The organism is Pseudomonas asplenii (assembly GCF_900105475.1).
Taxonomy (GTDB): domain Bacteria; phylum Pseudomonadota; class Gammaproteobacteria; order Pseudomonadales; family Pseudomonadaceae; genus Aquipseudomonas; species Aquipseudomonas asplenii.
Map to the genome: position 1 here is coordinate 487,074 of NZ_LT629777.1, position 12,792 is coordinate 499,865.

The following is a 12,792-nucleotide window of genomic DNA, read 5'->3' on the forward strand; positions in this document are numbered from 1 at the left end:
GGTTCTACCTCAGCTTCAGGGTGGCAAGGCCGATCAGCACCAGAATCACGGTGATGATCCAGAAACGGACGATCACACGCGGCTCGGGCCAGCCCTTGAGTTCAAAGTGGTGGTGAATCGGTGCCATGCGGAACACACGGCGCCCGGTCATCTTGAAAGAGGCGACCTGGATGACCACCGAGAGGGTCTCCATGACGAATACGCCGCCCATGATGAACAGGACGATTTCCTGACGAACGATCACTGCGATGGTGCCCAGGGCCGCGCCCAGTGCCAGGGCACCGACGTCGCCCATGAAGACCTGGGCCGGATAGGTGTTGAACCAGAGGAAGCCCAGGCCAGCACCGATCAGCGCGCCGCAGAACACGATCAACTCACCCGCGCCCGGTACGTAGGGGATCAGCAGGTATTCGGCAAATTTCACGTTACCCGACAGGTAGCAGAAAATCCCCAGCGCGCCGCCGACCATGACCGTCGGCATGATCGCCAGGCCGTCGAGACCATCGGTCAGGTTGACCGCGTTGCTCGAACCGACGATCACGAAGTAGGTCAGGATCACGAAGCCCACGCCCAGGGGAATGCTGACATCCTTGAGCATCGGCACGATCAGGGTGGTTTCCACCGGCGTCTGTGCGGTCATGAACAGGAAAACCGCCGCGCCCAAACCGAACACCGACTGCCAGAAATACTTCCAGCGGCTCGGCAGGCCACGAGAGTTCTTCTCGATCACCTTGCGATAGTCGTCGACCCAGCCAATGGCACCAAACAGCAGGGTGACCAGCAGGACCACCCAGACATAGCGGTTATGCAGGTCTGCCCACAGCAGGGTGCTGATGCCAATAGAGGACAGGATCAATACCCCGCCCATGGTAGGAGTGCCTGACTTGGAGAGTTGATTCTTTGGACCATCGTCGCGAATCGGCTGGCCAATCTGCCGTGTTTGAAGGGTGCGAATCATCCACGGCCCCAGGAACAGCGACAGAGACAACGCGGTCAGCACCCCAAGAATCCCGCGCAGGGTCAGGTACTGGAAGACCGCGAAGCCTTTGTAGAACTGTTGCAGATACTCCGCTAGCAGCAGCAGCATTAATGCGTCTCTCCCTTAACATGCGGCGCAGGCCCGCACAAAGCCGCCACGATGTTTTCCATCGCCGCGCTACGCGAACCCTTGATCAAAATGGTGGTGTTGGTGTCTTGCTCGGCGCCAAGCGCCTCGATCAGATCAGCCTGGCTGGCGAAATGACGAGCGTGCTGACCAAATGCGTCGACGGCGTGGACCATCATCGGTCCCACCGCATACAGCGCGGAAACCTTGCCTGAGGCGTAAGCCCCTACTTCACGATGACCCTGCTCCGCCCACTCGCCCAGCTCGCCGATATCTCCGAGCACCAGAACGGTGCGACCGGAAAAGTCGGCGAGTATATCAACAGCGGCACATATTGAGGTGGGGTTCGCATTGTAGGTGTCGTCGATCACGCGAATACCGTTGGTTGCCAGTTGCGCGACTGTCCGGCCCTTGACCGGCTGGACCGCTTCCAGCCCGGCAGCGATGCCCGGCAGCGACACGCCCAGCGCATGAGCCGCCGCAGCGGCGGCCAGGGCATTGGCGACGTTGTGAGCACCCAGCAGGTTCAATTGAACCGGCACCGACCCTTCCGGGCTGTGCAGTTCGAAGCGCGGACAGCCGCGCGGATCACGGGAAATCGCGCTGGCGTGGAAGTTGGCGTTGTCGTTGTCCCGAGCAAAGGTCAGCACCTTGCGCATGCCGGCCCGGGCTTTCCAGATCGGGAAGGCCTTGTCGTCCAGATTGAGCACTGCGGTGCCATCGGCCTGCAGCCCTTCGATGATCTCGCCCTTGGCCTCGACAATTTTCTCCGGGCCACCGAACTCGCCGACATGGGCGGTTCCGGCGTTATTCAGTATCGCCACATGGGGCCTGGTCATGGCGACGGTATAGGCGATCTCGCCAATACGCGAAGCCCCCAGCTCGATAACCGCCGCACTGTGCTCCGGTGCCAGCTCGAGCAAGGTCAGCGGCGCGCCCAGATCGTTGTTCAGGTTGCCCCGGGTCGCCAGGACCAGGCCACGGGTACGCAGGATGCTCGCCAGCATCTCCTTGACCGTGGTCTTGCCGCTGGAGCCGGTAATCGCCGCCACCGGCTGATTGAAAAGGGCGCGATTCAATGCGCCCAATTGGCCCAGGGCCAGACGGGTATCGCGCACCACCAGTTGCGGCAGCGGGCTCTCGGGAACTTCGCGTTCAACCAATGCGGCAACGGCACCTTTGGCCGCCACGTCGTCCAGATAATCATGACCATCGAAACGCGGCCCCGTCAGGGCGACGAACAACTGGCCCGGCTGAATCGACCGACTGTCGATGCTCACCCCGGAAAAACTGGCATCGGCCGCACTCAGGCGACCGGACAGGGCATTGGCAACCGCGCTCAACTTCATTGCTTCAAGCATTGGCGGCCTCCCAGGCATCCAGAGCCTTTGTAGCCTCGACCAAGTCGGAGAAAGCATGGCGCTCGCCATTGATTTCCTGGTAATCCTCATGGCCCTTGCCGGCCAGGACGAGCACGTCGTCGACACGGGCAGCAGCGATCAGTTCGGCAATCGCCACGCCACGGCCGGACACGAAACGCACGGCATCGGGGGTGCTGAAACCGGGGCGGATGTCATCGAAAATCTGCTGAGGATCTTCGGTACGCGGGTTGTCGTCGGTCACCAGCACACTGTCAGCCAGGCGCTCGGCCAGCTCTGCCATCAGCGGACGCTTGCCGCGATCGCGGTCGCCGCCACAGCCGAACAGGCAATGCAGTTGTCCCTTGGCGTGCGGGCGCAAGGCCATCAGCACTTGTTCCAAAGCATCCGGGGTGTGGGCGTAATCGACCACCACCAGCGGTCGCGTACCACCGCCCAGGCGCTGCATCCGGCCGGCTGGGCCTTCCAACTGCGGCAAGACCCGGAGAATTTCATCCAGCGCGTAATCCAGCCCCAGCAAGGCGCCGACTGCTGCCAGTACATTACTCAGGTTGAACCGGCCGAGCAGCGTGCTGCGCAGATGGTGTTCACCATGCGGAGTCACCAGAGTGGCGCGTACGCCTTCATCGCTGAACTGGGCGTCTCGGCAATACAGATACGCGGCGCTGTCCTGCAGGCTGTAGGTAATCAGCCGCGATTCAGCCTCGCGAGCGGCCAGTTGCCGGCCGAAGTCGTCGTCGAGGTTGATCACCCGGCAACGCAGGTTGGCCCAGTCGAACAGCTTGGCCTTCGCCGCACCATAGGCTTGCATGGTGCCGTGATAATCGAGGTGGTCGCGTGAGAGGTTGGTCAGCACAGCCACGTCGAACGCCAACGCGCTGACCCGACCCTGATCCAGGCCATGGGAGGAAACCTCCATCGCCACCGCCTTGGCACCGGCGTTTTTCAGGTCCGCCAGGGTCGCCTGCACGGCAATCGGGTCGGGCGTGGTGAGCATGCCGCTGTTGAGCGCGCCATGAAAACCACTGCCCAGCGTCCCGAGAATGCCGCAATGCTGGCCGAGCAGGTCGAGGGCCTGGGCTACCAACTGACTGACACTGGTCTTGCCATTGGTGCCGGTGACCCCCACCAGGTTCAACTGCCGGCTCGGTTCGCCATAGAATCGCCCGGCGATTTCCGACAACTGTGCCGTCAGCCCCTTGACCGGAATCAGCGGCACATCAGTGATCGGCAGTACGGTAGCGCCATCAGCCTCATAGGCGACCGCCGCCGCCCCGCGCTGCAGCGCATCGGCGATGTGCTCACGGCCATCGACCTTGCCACCCGGTACCGCCAGGAACAGATCACCGGCACGCACCTTGCGGCTGTCGAGCGCCAGCTCGCGAATCAGCAGTTCGCGGCCTGCGTGGGGGAATATCTTGTTCAGACTCAAGGACATTAACCACGCCCTCCTTTTACAGGTTCAGGGGCGGCAACGGCTTGCTGTTGCGGAATACTCGACAGGTCGTCCGGGCTTACGTTCATCAGCCGCAGCGTGCCGGACATCACCTTGCTGAAAACCGGCGCCGAAACCAGGCCACCGAAGTAACCGGCCTTGCTCGGCTCGTCGATCACCACCACGATGGCGTAACGCGGATCGCTCATCGGGCCGAAACCGGCGAACAATGAACGATAGGCGTTTTCGGCATACCCCTTGGTACCGACCGAAGTCTTACGTGCAGTACCGGACTTTCCGGCGACATGATAGGCCGGGACCTTGGCACGCCAGACACCCCGCGGCGCCTCGATCACCTGCTGCAACATGCCCTGCATGGTCTTGGCGACCTTTTCCGGGATGACCTGGGTACCCTCGGGCATCTTGTCGGTCTTGATCAGGGTCAGCGGCACGATCTTGCCGTTGTTGGCCAGTGCCGAGAACGCGTGCACCAACTGGATAGCGGTCACCGACAGGCCGTAGCCGTAGGACAGGGTCGCGGTCTCGGCCTTGCGCCATTCACGGTAGTTCGGCAGGTTGCCGACGCGCTCGCCGGGGAAACCGAGGCCGGTGTCCTGACCCAGGCCGACCTTCTGCATGACACGGAAAATCGCCTCGCCACCGATGTCGAAGGCGACCTTGCTCATCCCCACGTTACTGGAGTTGATCAGGATACCGGTCAGGTCGAGCACCGGGCCTTCGGTCTTGGAGACGTCGCGGATGGTGTACTTGCCCAACTGCAGGGTGCCGGGATATACCTCGACCGTATCGCTGGGTTTCCAGCGCCCGGTTTCCAGGGCGGCACTCATGGAGAGCGGCTTCATGGTCGAACCCGGCTCGAACACGTCGATCATCGCGCGGTTGCGCATCATCGCCGGCTGCAGGTTGCGACGGTTGTTGGGGTTGTAGGTCGGCTGGTTGACCATCGCGAGGATCTCGCCGGTCTTGACGTCCATGATCACCAGGCTGCCGGCCTTGGCGCCGTTTTCCACCAGGGCGTTGCGCAACTCGCGGTTGGCCAGATATTGCAGGCGCAGGTCAATCGACAACGCCAAGGGCTTGCCGGCCTTGGCGTTCTTGGTGACCTGGACATCCTTGATCAGTCGGCCGCGCCGGTCCTTGATCACTTGTCGCTTGCCGGGCACCCCGGCCAGCCATTCGTCGTAGGCCAGTTCCACACCTTCACGACCGTGATCATCGATATCCGTAAAGCCGACCATATGGGCCGCCACTTCACCGGCCGGATAGAATCGCCGGAATTCCTCGATGCCGTAGACACCGGGCACCTTGAGATCGAGTACAGCCTGCCCCTGCTCCGGAGTCAGGCCACGGACCAGATAGATGAATTCCTTGTTGGCCTGTTGTTCCAGGCGCTCGGCCAACTGCTTGGGATCCTGCCCGAGAGCCTGGGCCAGGGCCGGCCAGCGGTCCTTGGCCAGTTGCATTTCCTTGGCGTTGGCCCACAGCGTGGTGACCGGCGTACTGACGGCCAGAGGCTCGCCATTGCGGTCGGTGATCAGCCCGCGGTGTGCTGGAATGGGGATGTGACGCATGCTGCGTGCATCGCCCTGGCCAATCAGGAAAGCCCGGTCGAAGACCTGAAGGTCGACGATTTTCCAGCAGATATAGCCGACCATGATCGCCAGTGCGCCGAGCACCACACGAAAACGCCATGGATAGAGTGCGCCCTCAAGCTTCATCATGGCGCCACCATCCGGACTTCGGATGGGCTTGGGATGCGCATCTTCAGTTGTTCGGTGGCCAGCGTCTCGATACGGCTATGGGCAGTCCAGGTACTCTGCTCAAGGATCAGTCGACCCCATTCGGCCTGGGCTTTGTCGCGTACGCTCAGTTCGTTGTAAAGCGAGTTGAGCAACTGGCGATTCCAATACGCGCTATAGGACACGCCGATGGCTGAGACCAGCACGGCGATAAACAGCAGGAACATGAAAAAGCTCCCGCCAGGAAGTGGCTTGGCGTAGAGCTTGCTCACCGCAACTTCTCCGCGATGCGCATGACTGCGCTGCGTGCACGCGGGTTGGCCTTGAGTTCGGCCTCTGAAGCGAAACGGGCCTTGCCGTGCACCTTGATGCGCGGCTCGAACGCCTGATGACGCACCGGCAGGTTACGCGGCAGGTTGTCTGCCTCGCCCTTGACCAGGCGCCGCATGAACAGTTTGACAATGCGGTCTTCCAGCGAATGGAAGCTGATCACCACCAGCCGACCGCCGACTTCCAGAGCGTCCAGCGCGGCATCGAGGCCAGCCTCGAGATCGCCCAGCTCATTGTTGACGTGGATACGCAGCCCCTGGAAGGCCCGGGTTGCCGGGTTCTTGCCCTTTTCCCAGGCCGGGTTGGCGACCTTCAGCACTTCGGCCAGGTCGGCCGTGCGCTCGAAAGGCTTGATTTCACGGCGCTCGACCACGGCACGGGCCATGCGTCCGGAGAACCGCTCCTCGCCATATTCCTTGAAGACGCGGGCGATTTCCTCAGCCGGCGCGGAGGCGATGAACTCGGCGGCACTGATACCCCGCGAAGGGTCCATGCGCATGTCCAGCGGCCCGTCATTCATGAAGCTGAAGCCACGTTCCGGATCATCCAACTGCGGCGAAGACACGCCCAGGTCAAGCAGGATGCCATTGACCTTGCCGGCCATCTGCCGCTCGGCGACCTCCGCCGCCAGCTCGGCAAAGCTGCGCTGCACAATGACAAAGCGGCCGTCTTCGGCCGCTAGCGCTTGCCCGGTGGCAATCGCCTGTGGATCCTTGTCGAAGCCGAGAAGTCGCCCCTCTGGCCCGAGCTTGCTGAGAATCAGGCGGCTATGCCCGCCGCGACCGAAGGTGCCATCCAGATAGCAGCCATCAGGACGTACGGCGAGAGCCTCGACGGCTTCGTCAAGCAGTACGGTGATGTGGTTAAAGCCGCTATCAATAGTCACAGGATCAGATCACGCAGTTCATCAGGCATCGCGCCCGGTTGTTTAATGGCCACCAGGTCCGCTGCAGCAACAGCATTCCAGGCGTCCTCGTCCCACAGTTGAAACTTGTTCAGTTGGCCCACCAGCATCGCGCGCTTGTCCAGCTTCGCGTACTCGCGCAGGCGCGGCGGCACCAGGAAACGGCCGCTGCCATCGAGTTCGAGATCGACGGCATTACCAATCAGCAAACGTTGCAGACGACGGTTCTCTTCCCGCAGCGACGGCAACGCACGCAACTTGGTTTCAATCAGCTCCCACTCGTCGAGCGGATACACACACAGGCAAGGGTCAACGGCATCGATGGTGACAATCAGTTGGCCGGAACTACGCGAATCGAGCTCGTCACGGTACCGGCTCGGCATAGCGAGACGACCCTTGGCATCGAGACTGATAGCGTTTGCTCCACGAAACACAGATGCGTTTCTCCAAATATTAGCGTTTTATGTCCCTGAAACCCACTTCATGCCACTTTCCTCCACTTGCGCACACTATAGGAATGCGGCCACCACACCGTCAAGGCACGGTCTTAAGGAAAACCCTTACAGAACGGAGATTTAGGAGCATAAAAGGAGAATTTGCGAGAATTGGCAGAGGCTTTTTCCAGACAAACTCAAGAAGCCTCAGAAGGTTGAGGCCAGAAGTTAAAGTGTTTTGTTAAGAGTAAGATTTTTTCGGTATTACAAATGTGCTTCTGCCAGCGATTGCGAGCAGAGAAGGAAGGAGGTGGAGAGTCGATCTGTAAGCCGGGTTCTGTCGAGGACAGTCATTCCTCTACGATGGCCATCACTGGACATCTTTAGCAACCTACCCGGTTCCAGCGCGGGCCACGCCTTGGAACCCTATTTGGTCTTGCTCCGAGTGGGGTTTACCTAGCCACGAACTGTTGCCAGACGTGCGGTGCGCTCTTACCGCACCTTTTCACCCTTACCGGCACCGAAGTGCTTAGGCGGTTATTTTCTGTGGCACTTTCCGTAGGCTCACGCCTCCCAGGCATTACCTGGCACTCCGCCCTATGGAGCCCGGACTTTCCTCCCCCCTCTAATTTTCATAGAGGGCAGCGACTGTCCAATCGACTCTCCACCGCAAAGGTTACCGACACATGGCCTCAAGGACAAGCTTTAAAGCCGCCCGCGACCCGAGATACCGGGACAACACAGACCGCCAAAGAGCAATCCGACATCCATCACAGAACGGTCTCACTCAAAAAATGTCAGTCGCTTTTCTGCTTATCCAAGGCCGCCTGGTACAGCAGGTTCTTGCGCACCCCAGTGATTTCAGCAGCGAGAGCCGCTGCGCGCTTGAGCGGCATTTCCTTGAGCAGCAGATCGAGCACACGCATGGCCTCGGCGCCCACCGCCTCGTCGCTTTGCGGAGCAGTCCAGCCAGCGACCAGCACGACGCACTCGCCACGCTGCTGGTTGCTGTCGGTTTCGACGAAGTTGCGCAGTTCGGCCAGCGGCAAACCCTTGAGCGTCTCGAAGGTCTTGGTCAGCTCACGGGCCAGCAATGCCGGGCGCTCACCGCCGAACACCGCCTCCATATCCTGCAGGCACTCGAGGATTCGATGGGGCGCTTCATAGAAGATCAGTGTCCGCGGCTCCTCACGCAACAGCTCAAGGCGCGAACGACGCCCCACGGCCTTGGCCGGCAGGAACCCTTCGAAAATGAACCGATCGGAAGGCAGGCCGGCCGCCGACAGCGCCGCGATCAGCGCACAGGCCCCCGGAACCGGCACCACCTTGATACCCGCGGCTCGCGCCTGGCGCACCAAGTGATAACCAGGATCGGAAATCAGCGGTGTGCCAGCATCAGAGATGAGGGCGACATCCTCGCCCGCCAGCAGTTTGGCGATAAACCGACTGCCTTCGTCACGCTCGTTATGCTCATGGCAGGCCGCCAGTGGCGTGGTGATACCGAAGTGCTGCAAAAGCCGCAACGAATGCCGGGTATCCTCTGCCGCGATCAACGCCACGTCGCGCAACACCTTCATCGCCCGCGCACTGATGTCATCCAGGTTGCCGATGGGCGTCGCCACCACATAAAGCGAGCCCATCGCGGAATTCAAAGCACCTGGAGCAGTCAAAGCGCACACCTCAAGAAGAACGAAAAACCCATTGTAGCGCGTAGAAGCCCTGCCGATACGCTCCACAAGGGCCCGGTAGAGCCCGCTGACACGCTTTGTACGACCTAAATTAACGGTTTCACGCCAGCAACATCGCGCCCCGGCCAGTGCTTGGGTACAATTCCACGCTAATTTGATCGAGTATCAGGAACACTTACATGATCGCTTGCCTGCGGCTGTTCTCTGCCCTCTGCCTCGCTGCCTTGCTGGCGGCTTGCGCCAGCTCGCCCTCCTCCAGCCTTGGCGAACTTCCACGGACCCCGGATGCCAGCATCGAGCAACTGCTCGAACAGGCCTCTTCCAGCAAAACACCGGACCAGGCCGCCCTGCTGCGCCTGAGCGCCGCCGACCTGGCCTATCGCCAGAAAGACAACGGTCGCGCCTCGCAGATTCTTGCCCAGGTGCAACTGGACCAGCTCAAGCCGGCCCAACAGGTATTCGCCAGCACACTGGCCGCCGAACTGGCGATGAGCCGCAACCAGCCCAAGGCCGCGCTCGCCGCCCTGAGCCATCCGAGCCTGGAACACCTGGGTGAACTGCCAGTAGACCAGCAGATCCGCACCCAGACCGTCCGCGCCCGCGCCCTCGAAGCCGACGGCCAGACCCTGGCTGCCGCGCGCGAGCGCATTTTCATCGCACCGCTGCTCAGTGGCGACGCCGCTCGTGCCAACCACGAGGCGATCTGGGCACTGATAGCCGCCCTGCCGACCGACCAGTTGCAACCGACCGGCAACGACGACCTCAGCGGCTGGCTCAGCCTGGCTCTGACGGTGAAGACTTCCGGCACGCTGGAGCAACAACAGGCCGCGATCGATACCTGGCGCGCACAGAACCCCAAGCACCCTGCCGCCGTGCAGTTGCCACAGGCTCTGGTGAAACTCAAGGAACTGGCCAGCCAGCCGCTGAACAAGATCGCCCTGCTGCTGCCTAACGACGGCCAATTGGCCTCGGTCGGCAAGGCGCTGCGCGAAGGGTTCATGGCCGCCCAATACCAGGCACAACAGGCCGGCCAGAAGCCACCAGCGATTGAGTTCTACGACAGCTCGCGCCTGACCTCTCTCGACGATTTCTATCGCAAGGCCCAGGCGGCCGGCGTGCAACTGGTCATCGGCCCGCTGGAGAAACCGCTGGTCAAGCAGTTGAGCGCTCGCGCGCAACTGCCGATCACCACGCTGGCACTGAACTACAGCGAAAGCGCACAAAACCCACCACAGCTGTTCCAGTTCGGTCTTGCCGCCGAAGACGAAGCCCGCGAAGTCTCGCGTCGTGCCCGCGCCGACGGCCTGCACCGCGCCGCAGCCATGGTACCGAAGGGTGAATGGGGCGACCGCGTACTGAAAGCCTTCCGCCAGGACTGGGAAGCCAACGGCGGCACCGTGATCGGTGTCGAGCGTGTCGACCAGCCGGTAGCCTTGGCCCAGCAGATTGCCGACCTGTTCCAACTGCGCCAGAGCGAAGGTCGCGCCAAGAGCCTGCAGAGCACCGTCGGTGGCCAAGTTGCCGCGCAACCTTCGCGCCGCCAGGACATCGAGTTCATCTTCCTCGCCGCCACCCCGCAGCAGGCCCAGCAGATCAAACCGACCCTGAACTTCCAGTACGCCGGTGACGTCCCGGTATACGGCACCTCCCACCTGTTCAGCGCAACCGGCGACATCAACCAGTACAACGACATGAACGGCATTCGCTTCTGCGAAACGCCATGGCTGCTGGACGCCAACGACCCCCTGCGCCAACAGGTCACCGCCCAATGGCCACAGGCCGCCGGCAGCCTCGGCCGCCTGTATGCCATGGGTGTCGACGCCTATCGCCTGGCTCCGCGCCTGGGCCAGCTCAAGGCACTGCCAGACAGCCGTATCGACGGCCTCTCCGGCAGCCTGAGCATGGACCAGGGCCAACGGGTAGAACGCCAGCTGCCATGGGCACAATTCGTCAACGGCCAGGTCCAGCGCCTGCCGAATACCCCACGCTGATGCCGCAAGGCTCACACCTGGAGAGCGGCAAGGATGCCGAGAGCCTCGCGCTCCGGCATCTCGAACAACAGGGGCTGCGCCTGCTGGCGCAGAACTGGTCATGTAAACGCGGCGAGCTTGATCTGGTCATGCTCGACGGCGATACAGTAGTATTCGTCGAAGTTCGTTATAGAAAAAACACCCAATGGGGTGGCGCCGCGGGCAGCATCGATGCCCGCAAGCGCAAGAAGTTAATATTCGCGGCGCAGTATTTTCTGCAACGCGAGTCACGCTGGGCCAATAGCCCCTGCCGTTTCGACGTGATCGCCATAGAGGGCGCACTGGATGCAGCACCCCGGCTGAACTGGCTACGGAATGCCTTCGACAGCTGACCCAGACTGTCGAACCGGTTACTTTCATTCACCGATTTTGCTCTTTGCTTTGCGGGCTGCACATTCCTTGCGCCGGACAGCTCCGAGGGAAACCCGGACAGCGTTCGAGCCAGGCAACCGCCCCATTTAAGGTCACCTACACTGATGGACATGCAATCCCGAATTCGCCAGCTTTTCCAGGCCAGTATCGACACCAAGCAACAGGCGATGGACGTTCTTGCACCTCACATCGAGCAAGCCAGCCAGATCATGGTCAATGCCCTGCTCAACGAAGGCAAGATGCTCTCCTGCGGCAATGGTGGCTCGGCGGGCGACGCCCAGCATTTTTCCTCTGAACTGCTCAACCGCTTCGAACGCGAACGACCGAGCCTGCCGGCCATTGCACTGACCACCGACAGCTCGACCATCACCTCGATAGCCAACGACTACAGCTACAATGAAATCTTCTCCAAACAGATCCGCGCCCTCGGCCAACCCGGCGATGTTCTGCTGGCGATTTCCACCAGTGGCAACTCGGCCAACATTATTCAGGCAATCCAGGCCGCACATGATCGCGAAATGGTTGTCGTAGCTTTGACGGGACGTGATGGTGGCGGTATGGCTTCACTGCTGCTGCCCGAGGATGTGGAAATTCGCGTCCCCAGCAACGTCACCGCACGTATCCAGGAAGTCCACTTGCTGGCGATCCACTGCCTGTGCGATCTGATCGACAGCCAACTGTTCGGGAGTGAAGAATGACCATTAACCGCCTTAGCCTGCTGGCTTTGACTCTGTGCCTGAGCCTCAGCGGCTGCAGCTCGGTGCTGACCGCAACCCGTGATGGTCCGATCAATGACGACCAGGGAACGCGCACCCTGGGCAGCAAGATCGATGACTCCGTGATCGAAACCAAGGTTGCAGTCAACGTCGCCAAGGCCGATCCGGACCTGGACGCTGCCTCGCATATCGTGGTGAGCAGCTACAACGGCATCGTGCTACTCGCTGGGCAGACGCCGCGTGAAGACCTCAAGGCCAAGGCCGAGCAGGCCGCGTCCAGCGTCCAGCGCGTGAAGAAAGTGAACAACGAACTGCAGATCCTGCAGCCCTCCTCGCTCGCGGCCCGCAGCAACGACACCTGGCTGACCAGCAAGATCAAGGCTCAGATGCTGACCGACAACACCATCCCCGGCTCACGCATCAAGGTGATCACCGAGAACGGTATCGTCTACCTGATGGGCCTGGTCACCCAGCAGGAAGCCACGCGCGCGACCAACCTGGTGCAAGGTGTCGGCGGCGTGCAGAAAATCGTCAAGCTGTTCGAGTACATCGACTGAGGGCTTTCCCACCAAGCGGACTGCCCCCACGAAAAAGCCCCTGTCATCTTTCGGTGACAGGGGCTTTTTCGTGGGCACCTGA

12 protein-coding genes and 1 other RNA gene are annotated in these 12,792 nt (G+C 61.4%); 4 read left to right on the forward strand and 9 right to left on the reverse strand.

Features of this window, described 5'->3' with window-relative positions; all coding sequences use genetic code 11:
* Window positions 1-4 precede the first annotated feature (4 nt).
* The 9 genes from mraY to rsmI all read right to left on the reverse strand — a co-directional run bounded on the left by mraY (window position 5) and on the right by rsmI (window position 8,987).
* Complete coding sequence (gene mraY, locus BLU37_RS02215) at window positions 5-1,087, reverse strand: phospho-N-acetylmuramoyl-pentapeptide-transferase (protein ID WP_090202102.1); 1,083 nt, start codon at window positions 1,085-1,087, stop codon at window positions 5-7.
* Complete coding sequence (locus tag BLU37_RS02220; RefSeq protein WP_090202103.1) at window positions 1,087-2,466, reverse strand: UDP-N-acetylmuramoyl-tripeptide--D-alanyl-D-alanine ligase; 1,380 nt, start codon at window positions 2,464-2,466, stop codon at window positions 1,087-1,089. The genes mraY and BLU37_RS02220 overlap by 1 nt, the downstream gene beginning before the upstream one ends.
* Window positions 2,459-3,922, reverse strand: coding sequence for a UDP-N-acetylmuramoyl-L-alanyl-D-glutamate--2,6-diaminopimelate ligase (locus BLU37_RS02225; protein WP_090202104.1), 1,464 nt, complete (start codon window positions 3,920-3,922; stop codon window positions 2,459-2,461). Before BLU37_RS02225 ends, BLU37_RS02220 begins: the two co-directional genes overlap by 8 nt.
* The gene (locus tag BLU37_RS02230; RefSeq protein ID WP_172833079.1) at window positions 3,922-5,658 is read right to left on the reverse strand and encodes a peptidoglycan D,D-transpeptidase FtsI family protein; all 1,737 of its coding nucleotides are present in this window, start codon (window positions 5,656-5,658) and stop codon (window positions 3,922-3,924) included. Before BLU37_RS02230 ends, BLU37_RS02225 begins: the two co-directional genes overlap by 1 nt.
* Window positions 5,658-5,951 (reverse strand): cell division protein FtsL, encoded by a 294-nt coding sequence (gene ftsL / locus BLU37_RS02235; protein WP_010452600.1) that lies wholly within the window; start codon window positions 5,949-5,951, stop codon window positions 5,658-5,660. Before ftsL ends, BLU37_RS02230 begins: the two co-directional genes overlap by 1 nt.
* Window positions 5,948-6,895 (reverse strand): 16S rRNA (cytosine(1402)-N(4))-methyltransferase RsmH, encoded by a 948-nt coding sequence (rsmH, locus tag BLU37_RS02240; RefSeq protein WP_408003655.1) that lies wholly within the window; start codon window positions 6,893-6,895, stop codon window positions 5,948-5,950. Before rsmH ends, ftsL begins: the two co-directional genes overlap by 4 nt.
* A complete protein-coding gene (gene mraZ / locus BLU37_RS02245; protein WP_090202105.1) occupies window positions 6,892-7,347 on the reverse strand; it encodes a division/cell wall cluster transcriptional repressor MraZ in 456 nt (151 codons plus the stop codon). The genes rsmH and mraZ overlap by 4 nt, the downstream gene beginning before the upstream one ends.
* A 310-nt stretch (window positions 7,348-7,657) precedes the next feature.
* Window positions 7,658-8,011, reverse strand: an RNA gene (gene rnpB, locus BLU37_RS02250) — RNase P RNA component class A.
* Between the two features lie 133 nt (window positions 8,012-8,144).
* Entirely contained in the window at window positions 8,145-8,987 is an 843-nt protein-coding gene (gene rsmI / locus BLU37_RS02255; RefSeq protein ID WP_172832991.1) for a 16S rRNA (cytidine(1402)-2'-O)-methyltransferase, read from the reverse strand.
* A gap of 227 nt (window positions 8,988-9,214) precedes the next feature.
* On the opposite strand from rsmI, the gene BLU37_RS02260 reads away from it, so the two are divergent.
* From BLU37_RS02260 to BLU37_RS02275, 4 genes are all read left to right on the forward strand, one after another.
* Complete coding sequence (locus tag BLU37_RS02260; RefSeq protein WP_010452592.1) at window positions 9,215-11,026, forward strand: penicillin-binding protein activator; 1,812 nt, start codon at window positions 9,215-9,217, stop codon at window positions 11,024-11,026.
* On the forward strand, window positions 11,026-11,397 hold the full coding sequence (locus BLU37_RS02265) for a YraN family protein (RefSeq protein WP_010452591.1): 372 nt from the start codon (window positions 11,026-11,028) through the stop codon (window positions 11,395-11,397). Before BLU37_RS02260 ends, BLU37_RS02265 begins: the two co-directional genes overlap by 1 nt.
* 144 nt (window positions 11,398-11,541) lie before the next feature.
* Window positions 11,542-12,135, forward strand: coding sequence for a phosphoheptose isomerase (locus BLU37_RS02270; RefSeq protein ID WP_029379630.1), 594 nt, complete (start codon window positions 11,542-11,544; stop codon window positions 12,133-12,135).
* Window positions 12,132-12,710, forward strand: coding sequence for a BON domain-containing protein (locus BLU37_RS02275; protein WP_090202106.1), 579 nt, complete (start codon window positions 12,132-12,134; stop codon window positions 12,708-12,710). The genes BLU37_RS02270 and BLU37_RS02275 overlap by 4 nt, the downstream gene beginning before the upstream one ends.
* Window positions 12,711-12,792: the final 82 nt, after the last annotated feature.